13 protein-coding genes and 1 pseudogene are annotated in these 20,473 nt (G+C 40.8%); 4 read left to right on the top strand and 10 right to left on the bottom strand.

Annotation, left to right across the window (positions count from 1 at the left end; translation table 11 throughout):
• Nucleotides 1-16: 16 nt before the first annotated feature.
• Nucleotides 17-1,099 carry an AAA family ATPase gene (locus tag IAR63_RS13130; RefSeq protein ID WP_096546035.1) on the bottom strand — a complete coding sequence of 361 codons (1,083 nt, stop codon included), beginning with the start codon at nucleotides 1,097-1,099 and terminating at the stop codon, nucleotides 17-19.
• Nucleotides 1,100-1,373: 274 nt separating this feature from the next.
• Between IAR63_RS13130 and IAR63_RS18800 the strand changes: the two are divergent.
• Nucleotides 1,374-1,467, top strand: a pseudogene (locus IAR63_RS18800) (IS200/IS605 family transposase); the annotation flags it as partial.
• Nucleotides 1,468-1,516: 49 nt separating this feature from the next.
• Here the strand turns inward: IAR63_RS18800 and IAR63_RS13125 are convergent.
• From IAR63_RS13125 to IAR63_RS13110, 4 genes are read right to left on the bottom strand one after another with little or no spacing between them, the layout of a single operon-like run.
• On the bottom strand, nucleotides 1,517-1,912 hold the full coding sequence (locus tag IAR63_RS13125; protein ID WP_096546037.1) for an ACP S-malonyltransferase: 396 nt from the start codon (nucleotides 1,910-1,912) through the stop codon (nucleotides 1,517-1,519).
• Nucleotides 1,909-2,283, bottom strand: coding sequence for a DUF433 domain-containing protein (locus IAR63_RS13120; RefSeq protein WP_006277877.1), 375 nt, complete (start codon nucleotides 2,281-2,283; stop codon nucleotides 1,909-1,911). The genes IAR63_RS13125 and IAR63_RS13120 overlap by 4 nt, the downstream gene beginning before the upstream one ends.
• 43 nt (nucleotides 2,284-2,326) lie before the next feature.
• Entirely contained in the window at nucleotides 2,327-5,827 is a 3,501-nt protein-coding gene (gene brxC / locus IAR63_RS13115) for a BREX system P-loop protein BrxC (RefSeq protein ID WP_187705577.1), read from the bottom strand.
• A gap of 9 nt (nucleotides 5,828-5,836) precedes the next feature.
• Nucleotides 5,837-6,448, bottom strand: coding sequence for a DUF1788 domain-containing protein (locus IAR63_RS13110; RefSeq protein ID WP_006277879.1), 612 nt, complete (start codon nucleotides 6,446-6,448; stop codon nucleotides 5,837-5,839).
• 328 nt (nucleotides 6,449-6,776) lie between these two features.
• Between IAR63_RS13110 and IAR63_RS13105 the strand changes: the two genes are divergently transcribed.
• Complete coding sequence (locus tag IAR63_RS13105; protein ID WP_057176812.1) at nucleotides 6,777-8,105, top strand: TldD/PmbA family protein; 1,329 nt, start codon at nucleotides 6,777-6,779, stop codon at nucleotides 8,103-8,105.
• Between the two features lie 19 nt (nucleotides 8,106-8,124).
• Nucleotides 8,125-10,728, top strand: a complete 2,604-nt coding sequence (locus tag IAR63_RS13100; RefSeq protein WP_187705576.1) for a chloride channel protein — start codon at nucleotides 8,125-8,127, stop codon at nucleotides 10,726-10,728.
• Nucleotides 10,729-10,739: 11 nt separating this feature from the next.
• Here IAR63_RS13100 and IAR63_RS13095 read toward each other — a convergent pair whose 3' ends face one another.
• Both IAR63_RS13095 and IAR63_RS13090 read right to left on the bottom strand, forming a co-directional pair.
• Complete coding sequence (locus IAR63_RS13095; protein ID WP_096546047.1) at nucleotides 10,740-10,961, bottom strand: hypothetical protein; 222 nt, start codon at nucleotides 10,959-10,961, stop codon at nucleotides 10,740-10,742.
• 3,627 nt (nucleotides 10,962-14,588) lie between these two features.
• Nucleotides 14,589-14,819, bottom strand: a complete 231-nt coding sequence (locus IAR63_RS13090; RefSeq protein ID WP_231922536.1) for a hypothetical protein — start codon at nucleotides 14,817-14,819, stop codon at nucleotides 14,589-14,591.
• Nucleotides 14,820-15,354: 535 nt separating this feature from the next.
• Between IAR63_RS13090 and IAR63_RS13085 the strand changes: the two genes are divergently transcribed.
• Nucleotides 15,355-17,511, top strand: coding sequence for a Tex family protein (locus IAR63_RS13085; protein ID WP_187705575.1), 2,157 nt, complete (start codon nucleotides 15,355-15,357; stop codon nucleotides 17,509-17,511).
• Here IAR63_RS13085 and IAR63_RS13080 read toward each other — a convergent pair.
• Genes IAR63_RS13080 through IAR63_RS13070 form a run of 3 tightly spaced genes read right to left on the bottom strand, consistent with a single transcriptional unit; the run spans nucleotide 17,508 to nucleotide 20,421 of the window.
• Nucleotides 17,508-18,296 carry an ABC transporter permease gene (locus IAR63_RS13080; protein WP_187705574.1) on the bottom strand — a complete coding sequence of 263 codons (789 nt, stop codon included), beginning with the start codon at nucleotides 18,294-18,296 and terminating at the stop codon, nucleotides 17,508-17,510. The two genes, IAR63_RS13085 and IAR63_RS13080, sit on opposite strands and share 4 nt — an antisense overlap.
• Before the next feature lie 28 nt (nucleotides 18,297-18,324).
• Nucleotides 18,325-19,320: an ABC transporter ATP-binding protein gene (locus IAR63_RS13075; RefSeq protein ID WP_187705573.1), complete on the bottom strand. Its 996-nt coding sequence runs from the start codon at nucleotides 19,318-19,320 to the stop codon at nucleotides 18,325-18,327.
• 36 nt (nucleotides 19,321-19,356) lie between these two features.
• Nucleotides 19,357-20,421, bottom strand: a complete 1,065-nt coding sequence (locus IAR63_RS13070; protein ID WP_187705572.1) for a mannose-1-phosphate guanylyltransferase — start codon at nucleotides 20,419-20,421, stop codon at nucleotides 19,357-19,359.
• Nucleotides 20,422-20,473 lie beyond the last annotated feature (52 nt).

Raw genomic sequence — 20,473 nt, 5'->3', positions numbered from 1 at the left:
TCTCCCTCTCTCACTTTCATTTGCCTAAATCCCCCATTTTTAGGTTTGCCTGTTGTTTGATAAGGTCGCTAAAGGTGTCGGCAATGGCATTTGGTGACATGCCTATGTAGTTATCTACACTATCTAGTTTGATGGTTCCAGATTCATCGTCACGGTAAAGAGTATGAAACAGAATATGATCCCCTTTACTCTTGTCCATAAGTAAGTCAAACCACTTAAGTAGGACGTAATCATGGGTTGCCAGAATAATTTGCTGTCCATTGCGTGATAGCTCTAGCAAAATGGTAACGAGACTTTTCATTAGTTTAGGATTCATGTTTGATTCGGGCTCATCCCACAACAGCAAACCACTAACACCGGGTTGAAGCGCTCCCGTTTCTAACAGACGGTAAAGCATTCCAACTTTGCAAATACCCTCAGCTATAGAGTTAGCGGAGTATTCAGAATCCTCGGTTCTGAAGGTGACTTTGCCTCCTCCATAAAAAATGAATCGACCACCGCAGATGGCTTTCAGCTCTTCCATGGCCCATTTGGATTTTTCGTGCAGGTTTTCTGGACGAATTTGGGGAAGGTCTAACAACAGGCAAATATCTTGATAGGTCTGGTCAAAGGAGACTTGGTACATCTGGTACAAACTGTTAAATCCTTCCATAAAGGAGAGGACTTCTTTGGTGGGAAAGAAAACTGGTTTGGATTGGTATTGTTCCCAGCTATTTCTATCCTTGATCTTGATTTCCAAGGATTTAGATCTGGTGCTAAAGCTAACAGCTATCTGTTGATCATGGGCAAAGTGGGCTTCTAATGTGGCTTTTGCACCTCCACCGTGGTGACGCATTTTGTTTAACTTAGCATCTAAAGGCAAAAATAGGCGTAAAAGCTCAGGAGTAAGGGCGGAAGCAAGTTCCTTAACAAGTTCTTTGTCACTAATATGGGAATTGTTTTTGAATAGGGGAGCCACACCACTGAGGAAATAAGCAGCTTTGAGCAGATGGGTTTTTCCTGTGCCATTTTTCCCGATGATCACGTTGATCTTAGGAGAAAAATCAATTTTCACTTCGGTGAAGGCCATGAAGTTTTTCAGTTCTAAATGTGTTATCATATTTATGTTATTTTGTACCCATATCTCTTAGTTTTTTCTCGACTCAGTGCTTTGATTTAGGCATGTGATGTACCACTTGGAATACACTTATGTATTTGTCTACACTATCTAGTTCGATGGTTCCAGATTCAGCCTTATTGTGTAGGCTATGAAACTGTGTATAGTCCCTTTTACTGTTGTCTATAAGTAATTAAATGGAGAATTGGTACTTCTTGTCAATACCTCAGCCCAAAAAAGATTATGAAATGCTAGGAAAGATTTATTGGAAAGACTAGTATTATGGACCGGGGCTTATTTTGTAGCTAGTTGTGGAGGTGTCAGACCAACTTAAAAAATATGTAGAGAATCAAGATTCCCTTGAACATTAGTTGTGCTTGTCTTATAGCGTTATAATGGATTGCTCTAGCATTCGGCGCATTACGGGATGAAAATGCGTCTTGCGCCTTGATACTCTTCAATATCAACTACAATATCAACCAAACGATTAACGCAGCGATTGCGATAATCTGGCTCGGAAAGTAGTCGATCAATATTACCGATTGTAACGACGGGTAATGATGTGGGGGTATTTTCCTCCCACATCACTTGCTCCAGGGAATCTTTGCCTTTCATGCTTCGGTTACCGGTGATCAGGATCATCTGATTGGCTTGAGCATACCGCCAAACAACGCGATCATCGCTCGTGACAGCTAAACCGACTTCTTCAAAGAGAATAAAACGAATCGATATCAAGTCAAGCCAACCACTCGCAGTAAAGCTCCCAGCGAGGAAAACAGAATGCCCTCGTAGGTTATGATCAACTAAAAAATTCATACTCGTGATGCAAACTTGGCTTTTTCTGCTTGGAGTTTTGCCCGAATGGCTTCTGTACCTGGTTTTGGGGGCTTAGCCGCAATACGGGCAACTCGCTCACGATTTTGTTCTTCGTAATACTGTCTCAGTTCTTCGCCTTCCTTCAGGACAAGCTGATACTCTGCATCAACTTCTTCACGGTATGTTTCAATATAAGATAGTGCAGCATTTACCTGTCCATGGGTAAGATCGAGCATAGCACGGATAAACTTTGGTGGATAGTTTTCCGTTACGTAATCCATCACATCGTACAGGGTAATGCGAGTACCTGCGATCGTTAATCCTCGCTCTGTACGAATGATATCAGTTTTTCTATTAGATGCTGGGGTCATGGTCAAAGCCTCTTAATATGTGTGTTTACTAACTTGTATTTTATCATAGTTGTACTCTTCTCCCACTGCGAACTTCTGCCAATAATGCCTCCCGCATAACAGCTACATACTGCTCTACATCCGTTTCATCTGCCAGCCACTCTTTGTCGAAACTAAACTGGATGGAACGATGACTTACATACAGACTTTGTGTCTCTTGCCAATTCCCCACTAATCTTTTTTCTTGATTAGTATGGTATTGATTCGCCTTCTCTGCTACCACACCAGGCTGGGTACAAAAAACTATTTGCCGTAACCTTTCGTATTCCTCTTGCTCAAAGTAGCTCTTTCTGTCACGGATTACAGCGATGAGCTTCTGGTTCTTGATAACCTTTATATATTCATCAAATGAGCTAGCAATCTCAGTTTGCTGACCAGAGCTAAGGACATGAAACTCAGCCGTAGCAAACAGTTTGCTTCGTAGTGATTCTATTATAGCTACAGCATCCTCAATTTCTCTATTTAACCGAGTAGTAATCTCTTCCCTCAGTTTAGTCACCAATTCCTTTAACTGCTGCATGCGATCGCCTCGGAAACAGTCGGGATCGGCGAGTATTTCCTGCACCTTTTTCTCTTGAGGAGCATTCACTCTCCAGAAGTTCGCTTCCTGCTCTTTAACAAACGCCTGGGCACAATCGAATATCTTTCGCTGTAAACCGTTCATAAATGTACAAATCGGATCAATGGTTTGTTCTTTCAGGTCAAGCAGTTCATCTTCTTGTTTGATAAGGTCTGTAAGATACCAGGCATAAGGTTTGCCATTTATGGTTCTCAGTCTGGCGATCGCACTACTAAGTTTTTCTTTAAAGGGATAGTGTGAAGTAGAAAGGGCTTCAAGCCTATCAATTAAGTCGGAAATGGCGGTTGCGGTTTTTTGTCCCAGTAGTTTGGCATCTCCGCTGGGAGCTGGTTCGTTAAAAAAGTCAGTATATAGTTTCTTTAATGCCCGTACCTGGGAAGCAGTGAAATCTATTTGCGGTTCAAGAATGATGTTCATGTGGTCACGGGTGTTGGTTAGTGCTTTGAGTAGCTCATTACCATCCAATAGATTGCTGTCCCAGCGTACTTCCAGCTTACCTCGGGCACAAAGACTCGCTACATTGTGCAATAGGGCTGCATGATGCCAGCCATAAGGTTTACGTTCAAATTTGTCTATTAGCGTTTTTAGGGTTGTCCTTACTCCAAGATCTTTATTGTGCTGAATGGAAGCAAGCACCTCCTGCTCTGGTTCGGTGTCTTCACGAAGCTGTTCAGGTTTGTTTAGTGCCTCGGACAGATCTTTTTCCGTATAAACCATACCGCGCAGCATTTGTAAATTGGGATAGGTTTTGAGGATCAGATCCTCAAATCCCTTGAGGATGCGATTCTGGGGGTCATCTCCCCCTACTTCAATATAGCTGCCATTAAGGATGAGTTTTGATTTACTCAATAATGTGTGTACCCGTTGCTGGAGATCTGTGTAGCGTTGCCTATTCTGGGAATTCTTATCGGTGAGTATGCTTTTAACTGAATCCTTTTGGGTAATGGACACATTCTGGCTGATATATTTATCTGTCTGTTTGTACATGATAAGGTCGCGCATGAGTCTTTCCTCTGGTGGTATAATCACTACCAGTTCATCACGTCCCATGGACTGGGCGCGCAGGTTATCTTCATTCTCAGCATTTTCATTGAACGGGGAGATGATGTGTATTGTCAATTCACATTCCCGACTATAGAGACGATCATCTATCTTTTTACAAAAGGGATAATCCTGTGAGTTGGAGCGAATCTTTTTCAGCTTGAGGGTGTGATCGAAGACTAGCTTTTCTAACTCTTCAGCAACAGCTCTTTTGTCTACCTCCGTATTCTTAATCTCCTGTTCCACGTCTTTTTCTTCATCCGTTAGATACTCGTAGAGTTCCCCGTGGCGCTGGATGTAGGTTTCTTGCTCTAATAGGTTTAGTCCTTCCTCTACTCTCTTACGCAAGTCCGTGATATGGCAATTGAACCGATCAAACATCAACACACAGAGGTTGCGCTGTGTTGCCTTAAATTCTCTTACATATTTGACCAGGAACAGGGCTTTTAACAGCTGGATAGCAAAAGTGTTACGCAGGTGTCGCTCCGCCTGTAAAATGGCTTGCTGGATGCTGGATTTTAGTGCTGAACGGATACCTTCAAACATGAGGTCGAAGGTGGCAAGTTGACCTTCCTCATATTCACTAATCTGTATAGCAACTTGCTGAAAAACACCTAACATGGAACGCTCTCCAACAGAGCTGTGCTTGCCTTCAAACGCATTGTGAGCTGATAGATTTTGAATGGCAGCTTGGAAAAGGGGAAACTGGTAAGGTATAAAAGGATAGCTCTGGATAAAGTGATCCCGATCCTGAAAATTACGGTAGGTCTGGGATCCATCAACGAAATCAAAAAGGGTCTTAAAGTTATTCGCTTGGTCATCATATAATTTTGAGAGCACATTCTTGCCAACTTCATTTTTCATGAGCAGTCGCTTTTGAATGACTTCAGCAACATCTTGGCTGGTAAGTTTCATCCGGTTGGCAAACCGAGCTTGAATCTTGGAAAAATCGTTGGTTTGTTGACGACTATCTTCTCCTAATACTGAGTCCATATCTTCTTGGGCGGTAACCATAACCCAAGCGCGTCCCCTACACTTGGTAGCCAGGCTTTCTGCAACGGTTTGCAGGTTGGTCATTAATTTTACATTGTCGGCGATGTATTGCCCTACCTCATCTACGAAGAAGTTTAAGCGGAAGTTTTTCCCTTGTTGCTCCACATAGTCAAAAACCGCTTTAGCAAAGTCCTCAATAGAAACCTTGTATTGACTGCGATACTTGTCGAGAATTCCTTGACCTGCGATCGCATCGCCACCTACGGTTTGGCCATAGGCGATGGCAATGTTTTTGGACTCTAACAGGGCCTGCTCCCGACCTTCTTCCCAGGGTCGATGGGCCACTTCTTTGTATGCTGATTTAAAGCTTTCATATTGACCACGGCTATCTAAGTCCCGCTCAAATTGGGCAATGTAGCCATGTTTACCATAATAGCCGCACATCTCGTCAAATACTTTGACAAAGACAGCTAGGAGGGCATCTATTTCAGTCTTGCTAATTACATCAGCCTTTTGGTCAATGTTAAAGAGAATACTTTTTGATGGGATGGAGACAGCCTTTTTGAGGTCACCCCGGAGCATTTCATTTTCACCGCACTTGGGTAGGAAGGAATGTAGTACCGGTATCCCATCCACAGATCTATTTTCCAGTAGCAGTGCTAACATCTTGAGCAGGTGAGATTTACCAGAACCAAAGAAACCTGACACCCACACCCCATTGGCACCCTGGTAATTGTTGTAAGCATGAAGAAATTCCTCCAGTCGCTTCTCTATCTCGTTAGTGAGTACATATTCTTCAATTTCAATCCGTAGGCTTGCTTCGTCATCTGCTTTGATGACTCCTTCAATGGGGCGGTCAATTGGCTTCTGAAAAATAGTCTTTAAGGTCATGGTGTGGTCCTATGGTTCGTAATGAAAGATATTAAATGCTCGGTAGTATTTGTCATCCCGCAATCGCCCAAAGAGATCCAGGGATGGACCGGTTTCTAAGGAATGGGTGTAGGCCCCTGGGAAGAACATTACCGTGGGGTGCTCCTTGGCAGTGCTTTGGAGGTTGTTGAGAACATTATGGGAGCGAATGTAAGGAAATACCTCACCCACCCCGGAAATAAACATAACAGCGAATTCCCTCTGGGCCATTTTTTCCGCAATAGCTGGTACAAGATGCTTTTCGGGATCAAGAACCCCTTGCAGTAGCTCCCTGAGTTGCTCTTTAGAAACTGAAGGCTCAATGTCAAGAATTTGCTCCCACACACCTCGCTTTTGTAAAAGCTCAATGGAAAGATTATACAAGTTAATTTCCAGCACGCCAAGCCCAGCTTGATTGAGGCTCTTGGTAAGTTGTTGCTGAATGTGTTCCATTTCTACTGACTCTTCTGGTCTATAGGGACAGATAAAAAATGGCACTTCGTTTCCTAAACCCTGCTTTTTCAGAAAGCGATCGCCAGAAATAACTTTTAGCAGGTGCTGAAATCTCTCTTGTATTGGTTGTGTTTCTATATCTAGTGCCATAAACTTTATTCTCTTCTATATCTTTATTTCCAAACAAGGATGTGTTTAGGATTTTTTAAAAACTATTTCAACTGTGAGATCCTGCTTTTTGGGGAAGAAATTGCTAATTTTTTCCCCCGGTTTGATAAGCTGTTTGTAGGTGCAACACAAAAGTATGGACAATATTTGGACTAGCTCTAGATGGAGTCAGTAAGGCGACTTTGACTGCGCCAATTAGAGTACGCTTGTGGAACTTTCGGCATAACGAACCTCCGCACAAAAACGGTTCTAATGAATCCCCGTCTCTTTAGGGCGGGGAGAAGTCAACACATATCATGAATTAAGGAACATGGGTCCTGCAAACTTTTCCCACGATACACAAGCTGAACAGCTGCTGGAACTAGCCTTAAAATCCGGGGCCGAGGCCGCAGAAGTATATCAGTCCCGTTCACTTTCTCGTCCCGTGTTTTTTGAGGCTAATCGTCTTAAACAATTAGAAACTAGTCAATCCGAAGGTGCTGCACTCCGACTGTGGAAAAATGGGCGTCCAGGACTTACTGTGGCCTACGGTCCTTTAGACCCCCCAGGGATGGTAGAACGGGCCCTGGCCCTGAGTCAACTAAATGAACCAGAATCAGTAGAACTGGGAACCCATTCTCCCCAATCTTACCTTGATATAGGTATTTCCGTATCCGTAGAACAACTGATAAATTGGGGCAAAACTGCGATCGCTCAGGTACGTGATATCTATCCCGATGTTGTCTGTAATGGTGACTGGGAATGCGATGTGGAAAGTATTAGGTTAATTAATAGTCAGGGTCTAAACTGTGATTACAGTGACACTACTCTCAGTTGCTATATGTCCGCCGAATGGGTTAGAGGTGATGATTTTTTAAGCGTTGCTGATGGACAAACTCAACGCGGTCAACTTGACCCCCTAAAAGTGGCACATCAAATCCTTCAGCGATTAACCTGGGCTGAACAAAATGTTCCCACCCCCACCCGGCGATCGCCTATTTTGTTTACCTCTAAAGCTGCTGATATGCTTTGGGGAACTGTACAGGCTGCCCTAAATGCTAAACAAGTGTGGGAAGGAGCTTCTCCCTGGTCTGATAGATTGGGCCAGTCAATTATGACACCTAATCTTACTATATATCAGGATCCTCAAGCAGGTCCCTATAGCTGTCCTTTTGATGATGAAGGCACCCCTACCCGATCTTTGATATTTGTTGATCAGGGGGTTTTACGCAACTTCTACAGCGATCGCACTACTGGTGGTCTCCTAAGTATGGGAACTACGGGTAATGGCTTTCGTCCAGGTCTAGGTAGCTACCCCGCTCCTGGTATGTTTAATTTTCTCATCCAACCCGGTGGAGAATCCCTGCTGGAGTTAATTAAATCTATGGATACGGGTTTAATTGTGGATCAAATGCTGGGTGGGAGCGGGGGAATTTCTGGAGATTTTGCTATTAATGTTGATTTGGGATATGTAGTGGAAAAAGGAGAAGTTATAGGTCGAGTTAAGGATACTATGGTTGCTGGTAATGTTTATACCGCACTCAAGCAGGTAGTTAAGATCGGTAGTGATGCTGATTGGAATGGTTCTTGTTATACTCCTTCTCTTGTAGTAGAAGGCCTTTCCATTATCGGTAAAAATGGAATAAATACAACCTATTAAAAAGTCTATACGTTGCTATATGTTGATTGTTGATCAACTCGCTCAACAGTTTCGTCAAATCTGGCGACCCAGAAAGGGTTTGGCGATCGCGGAGGCTTCTATTATTGGTATTGTAGCTGCTTTATCAGCTGTTTTACTCAAACAGGGTTCGGGATGGTTAGGAACATGGCGTATTCACAGCACCCATATTTTACCAGCTTGGGTAGCATTACCGTTGATTGGCATGGGGTTCGGGTTTTTTGCTGGTTGGTTAATCCAACGATTTGCTCCGGAAGCTGCTGGTAGTGGTATACCCCAAGTGAAAGCCAGTTTAGGTAATGTTCCCATCAGGTTATCTTGGCAAGTGGCGGGGATAAAGTTAATCAGTACTATTTTTGCCTTGGGATCAGGTTTAATCTTGGGGAGACAGGGACCGACTATACAGGTTGGTGCGGGTTTAGCTGCGGGGATGAGCCGTCTAGTTCCCACATCTCCTGAACATCGTCGCCAAATGATTGCTGCAGGTGCGGGTGCGGGGTTATCTGCTGCTTTTAATGCTCCCATTACTGGAGTATTATTTATTATTGAGGAACTACTGAAAGACCTGTCGGAATTAACTCTGGGAACTGCTATTATTGCCTGTTTTATTGGGGGGGTAATTTCTAGATTGCTAGGTGGTGGTACTTTACAACTGAATCGAGAACTGATTAACTATTCTGCTCAGTTTTATCTCCCAGAAATCCCCGTTTTCCTGCTTTTAGGGGTAATTATTGGCCTATTCAGTGCTGTGTTTCGTCATGGGCTAAGACTGAGTCTGAAAATTTATCAAAGACTGCATATTACCTTACCTTTACGAGTAGCTCTAGCAGGTCTAATTTCTGGTTTGATTGTGGCTTTGCTACCAGAATACTATAGAGATAATGCTGGTTTGCGAGCATACATGATTGCCAGTGAGCCTAATCTGTCATTAGCTACTATTACCTTTATTAGTCAATTTATTCTCACCCTAATTGGCTTTGCTTCGGGTGCACCAGGGGGATTATTTGCCCCCAGCTTGATTTTGGGTTCTTGTTTGGGTCATATTATCGGCGTTTTTGAGGTGCAATTTTTGGGTTTTGGTTCCCTTAATACCTATGCTTTAGCAGGAATGGGTGGGTTCTTTAGTGCAGTATCTAAAGTTCCTATTACTGCTATTGTCATTGTTTTTGAACTAACTACGGACTTTAATTTAGTATTACCTTTAATGATTGTTGCTGTAACAGCTTATTTGGTTGCAGATTACTTTGTACCAGGTTCACTCTATGATGAATTACTGAAACTGAATGGGATTACCATTGAAAAAAACAGTCCCATTGAAGGTGTTTTAACTAAATTAAAAGCTGAAGATGTAATGCAAAAACGAGTAGAAACCTTGGATGCCCACATGTCCATAAAAGAGGTTATTCAAGCTTTTTCTCGTTCTCATCATCGAGGGTTTCCAGTGGTAGATCAGGGTCAATTAGTGGGAATTATCACCCAGTCAGATATTAAAAACATTTACCCGTTTCAGCATACTACTTTACGGGAAATTATGACACCGGGACCTGTGACCGTGCAACCAGACCAACGCCTAAGCGAAGTTTTATACCTACTAGACCGTCACCAAATTAGTCGCTTACCGGTGGTAGAAAAACAAAAAATTCTTGGTATTATTACTCGTGGCGATATTATTAGAGCAGAAGCAGATAGCATTAACTGTAAAAATATCTCCTCTGGACCTCAGCCAGAACCATCATATCTGGTATATCAAACGCGATCGCCTAGCACTGGAAGAGGTAGACTATTAGTTACCCTATCTAATCCAGACACAGCGGAAACTCTATTAGAAATGGCTGCCAGGATTGCTCAAGAACGCCATTATGAATTAGAATGCTTACAGATTATTTTAGTGTCTCGTCATAGTTCTCCTTCTGAAACCAAGGTCAAAACGACAAAAAGCAGAAGGATACTTAGACACGCCGAATCCTTAGCCAAAACATGGCAAATTCCCATCCACACCCAAATACGGGTTGCTCATGATGTGGCCCAGGCCATTCTAGAAACCATTAAGGAACGACATATAGATTTAATTTTTATGGGTTGGAAAGGAAACACCTCCACACCAGGAAGAATTTTTGGTACTGTGGTAGATACGATTATTCGTCAAGCCACCTGTGATGTCGTTTTGGTCAAATTAAGTAGCTTACATAGTAAATCATACCTTGCTAATTTTCATCGATGGTTAGTACCCATGGCTGGAGGACCAAATGCACCCGTAGCTATTAAATTATTACCAGCTTTAGTAAGCTTAGTAGAAAATCCAGAAATTCGCCTTACCCAGGTGGTCAAACCCTGGGAAAAGGAACCGGATATGCACGTTTTAGAGGAGTCTACTCGCCAACTAATTCGTAACCGAAACATTCATGGTCAAGTAATTGCTGCGTCTTTACAAGGTGAGTCGGTTAGTCAAGCAGTGATTGAACTAGTTAACACAGAAGGTTTCGATGTGGTGGTTTTAGGTGCTTCCCGGGAGGGACTATTACAACAGGCAATCCACGGTAATATTCCTGAAACTATTGCCTCGGGTGTTAATAGTACGGTCATACTAGTCAGAGGGGAAATTTAGAGGTCACAGAATCAACGGTCATTGGTGTTAATTTTAGCCAACAGTTGGTTAGAAAAGAAAATTATCACTGCCAATAACACTAACTGAAGTTGCCAGGATGCTAAAAACAGGCTCACCACCAGGGTAACAGCTGTTAATATACCAGCAATATAAGCAATCTCCAGATTTTTTTTATTGAAAAAATAACCAGTTATACAAGCGGTAAGTACTGGAACTAGAAAAAACAAGGGCATTTTAATCACATCCTGAACTAAAACACGAGGTTGAAAAACTCAACCCGCACTGGAAATAAGAAGAAATTATATAATTGATTAACTTTCCTTTACAATAGCTGGGGGATCTAAATATGTTAATTAGTTGACATTTGAATGATTTGCCAATTATGTGAACTTTCCATTCTGTCAGGACTCTACCATTTTTAGTATTATTAATCACTAAAAATATGTTGAATATTGCCCAATTAATCCCTCTTGAATTAGGACTGAAAGTCAACCAGGTACAAAACGCCTAATTGAGCAATCGGACCACTACGATGAAAGGTAGCGTTATCAGCAATCACCCACGGGACGTAGCAATAGATTTTCCTAGGTTGAGTTTAATACGAAACTCAACAAACCAAGGGGATTGCGGGATAAAATTTATCCATCTACATTCATGTATGTATATATAGAGATAAATAATAAGAAAAAATTATATTTATGGGGGGATGAGATAAGTTTTTTTATGGTCGAAGGGATAAAAATGTGGTACTATGAAGGTTGAGTATAATGGAGTGCGAGCATTTGCAAAAAAAGTGCAAATATTTCCATTATCAGGGTATCATGTCCAAGGGTCAATAGTCAACCCCCACCATCGAAAAAAATTGGTGCGCAGCACATACCCTCACCAAAAGCGCTTTTTGACTGTGATTTACAAATCTCAATAAATATTGAGCAATCGAACCACTACGATGAAAGGTAGCGTTATCAGCAATCACCCACGGGACATAGCAATAGATTTTCCTAGGTTGAGTTTAATACGAAACCCAACAAACCAACGGGATTGCGGGATAAAATTTATCCATCTACATTCATGTATGTATAGAGATAAATAATAAGAAAAAATTATATTTATGGGGGGATGAGATAAGTTTTTTTATGGTCGAAGGGATAAAAATGTGGTACTATGAAGGTTAAATATAATGGAGTGTGAGCATTTGCAAAAAAAGTGCAAATATTTCCATTATTAGGGTATCACGTCCAAGGGTCAATAGTCAACCCCCACCATCGAAAAAAATTGGTGCGCAGCACATACCTCACCAAAAGCGCTTTTTGACTGTGATTGACAAATTATAATAAGTATTGAGCAATCGCACCACTACGATAAAAGGTAGCGTTATCAACAATCACCCACGGGACGTAGCAATAGATTTTCCTAGGTTGAGTTTAATACGAAACCCAACAAACCAACGGGATTGCGGGATAAAATTTATCCATCTACATTCATGTATGTATAGAGATAAATAATAAGAAAAAATTATATTTATGGGGGGATGAGATAAGTTTTTTTATGGTCGAAGGGATAAAAATGTGGTACTATGAAGGTTGAGTATAATGGAGTGTGAGCATTTGCAAAAAAAGTGCAAATATTTCCATTATGAGGGTATCACGTCCAAGGGTCAATAGTCAACCCCCACCATCGAAAAAAATTGGTGCGCAGCACATACCCTCACCAAAAGCGCTTTTTGACTGTGATTGACAAATTATAATAAGTATTGAGCAATCGCACCACTACGATAAAAGGTAGCGTTATCAACAATCACCTACGGGACGTAGCAATAGATTTTCCTAGGTTGAGTTTAATACGAAACCCAACAAACCAACGGGATTGCGGGATAAAATTTATCCATCTACATTCATGTATGTATAGAGATAAATAATAAGAAAAAATTATATTTATGGGGGGATGAGATAAGTTTTTTTATGGTCGAAGGGATAAAAATGTGGTACTATGAAGGTTAAATATAATGGAGTGTGAGCATTTGCAAAAAAAGTGCAAATATTTCCATTATTAGGGTATCACGTCCAAGGGTCAATAGTCAACCCCCACCATCGAAAAAAATTGGTGCGCAGCACATACCCTCACCAAAAGCGCTTTTTGACTGTGATTTACAAATTATAATAAGTATTGAGCAATCGCACCACTACGATAAAAGGTAGCGTTATCAACAATCACCCACGGGACGTAGCAATAGATTTTCCTAGGTTGAGTTTAATACGAAACCCAACAAACCAAAGGGATTGCGGGATAAAATTTATCCATCTACATTCATGTATGTATAGAGATAAATAATAAGAAAAAATTATATTTATGAGGGGATGAGATAAGTTTTTTTATGGTCGAAGGGATAAAAATGTGGTACTATGAAGGTTAAATATAATGGAGTGTGAGCATTTGCAAAAAAAGTGCAAATATTTCCATTATTAGGGTATCACGTCCAAGGGTCAATAGTCAACCCCCACCATCGAAAAAAATTGGTGCGCAGCACATACCCTCACCAAAAGCGCTTTTTGACTGTGATTTACAAATTATAATAAGTATTGAGCAATCGCACCACTACGATAAAAGGTAGCGTTATCAACAATCACCTACGGGACATAGCAATAGATTTTCCTAGGTTGAGTTTAATACGAAACCCAACAAACCAAAGGGATTGCGGGATAAAATTTATCCATCTACATTCATGTATGTATAGAGATAAATAATAAGAAAAAATTATATTTATGAGGGGATGAGATAAGTTTTTTTATGGTCGAAGGGATAAAAATGTGGTACTATGAAGGTTAAATATAATGGAGTGTGAGCATTTGCAAAAAAAGTGCAAATATTTCCATTATTAGGGTATCACGTCCAAGGGTCAATAGTCAACCCCCACCATCGAAAAAAATTGGTGCGCAGCACATACCCTCACCAAAAGCGCTTTTTGACTGTGATTTACAAATTATAATAAGTATTGAGCAATCGCACCACTACGATAAAAGGTAGCGTTATCAACAATCACCTACGGGACATAGCAATAGATTTTCCTAGGTTGAGTTTAATACGAAACCCAACAAACCAAAGGGATTGCGGGATAAAATTTATCCATCTACATTCATGTATGTATAGAGATAAATAATAAGAAAAAATTATATTTATGGGGGGATGAGATAAGTTTTTTTATGGTCGAAGGGATAAAAATGTGGTACTATGAAGGTTGAATATAATGGAGTGTGAGCATTTGCAAAAAAAGTGCAAATATTTCCATTATTAGGGTATCACGTCCAAGGGTCAATAGTCAACCCCCACCATCGAAAAAAATTGGTGCGCAGCACATACCCTCACCAAAAGCGCTTTTTGACTGTGATTTACAAATCATAATAAGTATTGAGCAATCGCACCACTACGATAAAAGGTAGCGTTATCAACAATCACCCACGGGACATAGCAATAGATTTTCCTAGGTTGAGTTTAATACGAAACCCAACAGGTGTTTTAGTAATTACGGTACAATGTCAATCTGTCTTAAATGAAAACACACATCTCTAAACTATTCAAGTGTAGACAGCAAGATTGATCTACTATTTTTTATGTAAATATCACAAGTTAGTTTATTTTTGTTTGCGATCGCCAATTTAAGATCACTTCCCAAAAGAAAGTGCGCCTAGTAATAAGTTAAAGGATAAGTAAAAGAGTGCTTCTCTCAAGGTAAGCAGGTTTTGGCGTTGCTGAATTATGGGATGATTTAACCAAGTTTTCAACGATTTTTCAATAGTTTCAAACACCGGTTCATCCCGCAAATATGCAACGCCCGGGTTTTCATTACTTTAAACCTAAACGGTTCATTTGTGCAGTTTCCACTGATTCCACTTACTTTGAGGTAAGCGGGGTTCCCTCCATTTTAAGCCCTTACCCTGACTGGTGTCTAGACCCACTTTGCGAAGGTCAGCAAAATTTCTCTCCTTTTCACCTCTACCAGACTGAAAATAATGGCTGAAACCTTTACACCACAAAGCTGTGAGGTTCCCGAGGAAATAATAGGCATTCCAGCGTTTTTGCTGACCTTCCCACATTATTCGTTAATTACTGATTTAATGTCATTAATATAACTTTTATTCTTGATTTATACTCAGTTAATAATATCAACATTAATTCTAAGGGAATGCTTGAAATTATCTCACCATAATAGTTTTACATAAAGACAACTATCATTTGATATGTAATATGAGTTTGTAATATTCTTTATTGCGATCTCTCACAGGGAGTGCTTCGCAATCGCCCTTTTCATTTAAAAGAGATTGACATTGTACCGTAATTAGTAAAACACATGTTGGGTTTCGTCCCTCAACCTAACCTACAAAACCAGTCAGTTGAAAACCGACTTGGGCTGTCGGGTAAGGGAATTGATTCCCTTTCTCCCCCACAGACAGTCTCCAGGTTGGGAATGCTTCGCAACTATATGGTTTAGTCATTGAAATGGGGTAGACGCTATGGGAACTCTTATAGTTTATGTCCTAATGTTGATGGCTACAGCTATAATTGCCAGTTATGTGAACTTTCCATTTTGTGAGGACTTTAACGTTTTCAGTATTATTGATTACTAAAAATATGTTGAATATTCCCCAATTAGTCGCTCTTGAATTAGGACTTAAAATTAACCAGGTACAAAACGCCTTAGATCTCTTAGCTGAAGGTGCAACCATTCCCTTTATTGCACGTTACCGTAAGGAACTTACCCAAGAAATGACGGAAGTACAACTACGAGATTTATCCGATAGATATACATACCTAACAGAACTAGAAGAGAGAAAGCGGGCAGTTTTAAGCGCCATATCAGACCAAGGTAAACTCACGGACCAACTGGAAGAGAAAATCAGCTCCTGTTTACAGAAAACGGAATTAGAGGATTTATACTTACCCTACAAACCCAAACGTCGCACTCGTGCTACCATTGCCCGAGAAAAAGGTCTGGAACCCTTAGCAGCATTCATTAAATCATTAAATGTGAAAAATGGTCCATCCATTTCCCTGGATTCCATAGCAGGTAAATATGTTGATCAGGAAAAAGGCGTGAATACCAATGAAGAGGCGTTAAAAGGCGCTAGTGACATTTTAGCGGAAGAAATAGCTGAGAAGGCTCATCTAAGAGCCTATATCAGGGAATATGTGTTGGAAACGGGTGTGATTATTTCCCGAATCAAAGAGGAATATGGGGAAGGAACAACTAAATTTGAAATGTACCGTAACTATCAGGTCAAAGTCAAAAATATTGCTCCCCATAATATGTTAGCTTTAAGTAGGGGAGAAGGGGAAAAACTCTTAGTCTTTGACATTGATTTTGACCAGGATTTTCTACTTTCTTATTTGGAATCTCAGGAAATTCACACCCGGACACAAAGTATCAGACAGTTCTACCAAGCTATGTTAAAGGATGCTTTTAACCGCTTGATGAAAACCTCATTAATTAATGAAGTAATTAGTGAAAAGAAAACCTATTCTGATATTGAATCCATTAAAACCTTTGAAGCAAATCTGAGAGAGTTATTATTATCTGCACCCGCAGGAATGAAACCCACCTTAGCCATAGATCCAGGGTTCAGAACGGGTTGTAAGACAGCGATTTTAGATCCAACGGGTAAATTCTTAGAATATCAAGCTATTTTTCCCCACCAGGGAGGGGAACAGAGGCAAAAAGCGGTTCAGATGGTAAAAAAGCTCATAGAGAAATATCAGATTCAACTGATAGCAATTGGTAATGGCACAGCATCTCGGGAAACGGATGAATTTATCACCGAGGTTTTAAGAGATTGTGATTCCAAACCAATTAAGGTTATAGTCAATGAATCCGGTGCATCCATATATTCAGCTAGTGAAGTAGCTAGAGAGGAATTTCCTGATTTAGATATAACTGTCAGAGGTGCAATTAGTATTGGGAGAAGATTGCAAGATCCCCTGGCTGAATTGGTAAAAATTGACCCCAAATCCATTGGGGTGGGACAATATCAGCATGATGTGGATCAAAAACTCCTGAAGAAAAAACTACATGAAACTGTTGAAAGTTGTGTCAATTATGTGGGGGTAGACTTGAATACTGCTTCTAAAGAACTGTTGACATTTGTTTCCGGAATTACCCCTACAGTTGCCAATAATATTATCACCTATCGTAATCAACATGGGGCATTTAAAAATCGTCAACAACTGTTGAAAGTGCCAAAACTCGGTCCGAAAGCATTTGAACAGTCAGCAGGGTTTTTAAAAATTAGAAATGGGGAAAATCCCCTGGATAATACCGCAGTTCATCCGGAAAGTTATCCCCTGGTAGAAAAGATAGCAGGGGATTTACAGGTACCATTAAATCAAGTTACCCAAATAGCAGAACAGCTGAAAAAAACTGGCATCAAAAAATACCTGACTGATGCCATCGGAGAGCCTACTTTGCGAGATATTCTCAGGGAACTGGAAAAACCAGGAAGAGACCCTCGTGCGGAATTTAAATATGCCACCTTCCGGGAGGGAATTAAGGAAATTAGGGACTTAACCGTGGGTATGGAATTGGAAGGAATTATTACTAATGTGGCTAATTTTGGTGCATTTGTTGATATTGGAGTTCATCAGGATGGATTGGTTCACATATCCCAATTAGCGGATAGATTTGTGGAGGATCCCAAAACCATAGTTAAGGTGGGACAGTTGGTAAGGGTGAGGGTGCTGGAGGTGAATGAAAAGTTAAAACGTATTAGTTTATCTATGAGAAAGGCTAATTAAGCTCCCATACCTGAATACTGCTTTAACCCTAAGCGCCATAGTAGGCGATTGGCTACCCCAAATATGCACAACCAAGCTAAGATGGATAAAAATCCCCTGGGTAAATCTACGGGTAGACCAACTAAAATGCTTGCAGGAAAATGAATTAGGTAGGGAAATGGTGTCCATAAAGCGAAGTTCTTGACCGCTGGGGGAAAAACCTCTAAGGGTGCAATCATACCTGATAGAAACAGAAATAATAAGAACCAGAAGTTTTCTAGGGATGTAGCTCTTTCAGTCCAAAAGGCTAACATTCCTAGAGTATACTGAATCAAGAACCTCAATGCAAAAGATAGGACTGCAGCTAGGGTAAACCAAAAAAAGTTAGTAAAACTGGGTATCCAGAAAGCTTGGGGGTAAAAGGCAAAGAATATTCCCACAATTATAAAAATAAATGGCATTCTGGCAAATCTTTCACCAATATGACCAGCAAGATGATGAAATACCGGGTCTAAGGGTTGTAATAATCGATTGGAAAGTTTCCCCTCGACCACTTCTCTTTCAAAATCATAAATTACCCAAACAACCGTCAGTTGTCTAAATAGAAATACTGCAAAAAAATAGCGGGTAAAGTCAAGTGGACTTAAACCAAAGTTTCCCCCCTGTGCTGCTTTATTCCACACACCCATAATTATTATGGGTAAGGAACCAGATAAAACCCATAACAGTAGTTCTGAGCGATATTCTAACATGTAGGCGTAATACACTGTGAGGAGGATGTGGGCCTTCCTGAAAAAATACTTCATCTTTATTTACCTCCTGGGAACCCTCCCTTTAGCGGTGGGTTGGTGACATAAGAACGGACTGAAAAACTCTACCTATTACTTCTTCTACTGGTGGTTCGGTGACAGTTAAATCTACTACGTCTAAATCCGCTAATATTTGCGCTACGGTGCGGGTTAGACCTTCCCTTTGCACCAGTAAACTAACTCTTCTACCTTCCAGATGTTCTACCTCTCCATAGTAAGTAAGTTTTTCAATAGGTAGTGACTGGGACAATTCTATATAGATTTGACGATAGGGGGCAAATTTCTGTATTAATTCTTCCAGTCTGCCATCATACATGAGTTCGCCCTGGTGAATTACTAACACTCTTTCACAAAGGGCTGTGATATCCGCCATGTAGTGACTTGTCAACAATATGGTAGATTGATAGATGTGGTTATAGTCTCTTAAGAAATCTCTTACGTTAACTTGGGCGTTAATATCTAGTCCCAGAGTTGGCTCATCTAAAAATAGAACCTGGGGACGGTGTAAAAGAGCAGCTAAAATTTCTGCCTTCATTCTTTCGCCTAGAGACAGTTTCCTGACTGGTTGGTTTAGTTTGCCGCCCAGGGAAAGCATTTCTGTCAGCTCACCAACTCGCTGCTGAAATTCTCTATCGGATATATTATATACTGCAGCATTGATTTTTAGGGAATCTATGGCTGGTAAATCCCATAATAATTGCTGCTTTTGTCCCATAACTAGGGTAATTCTCTGCAAAAATGCTTCTTGACGACGAAAAGGACTGAATCCCCCTACTTTTAGTGATCCGCTGGAAGGATGAATCAGACCAGTCAGCATTTTTAAGGTCGTGGTTTTACCCGCACCATTGGGCCCTAAAAACCCCACTATTTCTCCAGGTTCTATGGTAAAGGTTACACCCTTAACAGCTTGAATGTGACGATACTGACGATTGAAGAAGTGATTTATTGTACCAACAAAACCAGGTTGTTTAATGGCAACTGAATATGATTTGCTAAGATTTTGAGCTTGGATAATCGACATAACATTAGAATATGTGCTGAAACATAAAGCCTTCGCCTACAAGAGATCCGTAAATCGGGGATCACTCTGTAGTTTCTTTAACACCTGCTTAATTTCCTGAGTTCGATCCTTGTCAACTATTAGAGTAACATTGCGATCGCGCACAATCACCAAATTTTCTAAACCGATAGTGACAACTAAATCGTTGGGATCGGAAGCATAAATAATAGTTCCTTGAGTATGGAGACCGACATGGGTAGCTAATTCTACATTTTCACTGTCCTGAGTTTTGAGTAGACGTTCAATGGCATTCCAGTCCCCCAAATCATCCCAACCAAATTCCACCGGTAAGACATAAGCCAAATTAGTCTTTTCCATGAGGGCATAATCTATGCTTTGCTTAGGCAACGAAGGATAAATCTCAGGTCCATGTTCTGCTAAAGGGATGACAATTTCTGGAGTATGGGTGTGTAATTCTTGTAGTATGACTCCAGCGCGAAATACAAACATGCCACTATTCCAGCTAAAACGTCCTGTAGATAAAAAATGTTCAGCTATTTCTCGGTTGGGCTTTTCAGTAAACCGGTTAACGTGATAGACTGGTAGATCATTAAATTTACCAACCTTTTCACCCTGTTCAATATAGCCATAAGCAGTGGATGGAAAACTAGGCTTAATCCCCAAAGTGACGATCGCCTCTGTGCTGGTTGCTAATTGGGTAGCAGCACTGAGAGTGTTTTCAAACGCCTCTTGGTCAGCAATCCAGTGATCAGCAGGGAAAAATCCAATCACAGTGTCATCCCCATGACGCTTCTGGATTTCCAAACTTGCCCAGGCGATCGCAGCTGCTGTATCCCTACCCTCTAATTCAACTAACAGGTTTGAGGGTAACAGGTTGGGCAATTGCTGTTCTACACCCTGACATATTTGGCTGGAAGTGATTACCCACAGATTATCCCAACCTCCAGAGACATTTAGCAGTCGCTTGGCTGTGGATTGCAGTAAACTTTGGGAACTGCCATCCAGATTTAAGAACTGTTTAGGTTTGTCTTTGCGACTTAGGGGCCAAAAACGTTCGCCCTTACCACCAGCCAAAATAACAGGGATCATGGAACTAGTCATGTTGTTGTCAGAAAATGGGAACTACTGTGAAACAATATTAAGTCTATATTTA

The organism is Cylindrospermopsis curvispora GIHE-G1, from assembly GCF_014489415.1.
GTDB lineage: Bacteria > Cyanobacteriota > Cyanobacteriia > Cyanobacteriales > Nostocaceae > Raphidiopsis > Raphidiopsis curvispora_A.
The sequence above is the reverse complement of the archived record's forward strand: the minus strand, read 5'-3'. Positions and strand labels throughout refer to the sequence as shown.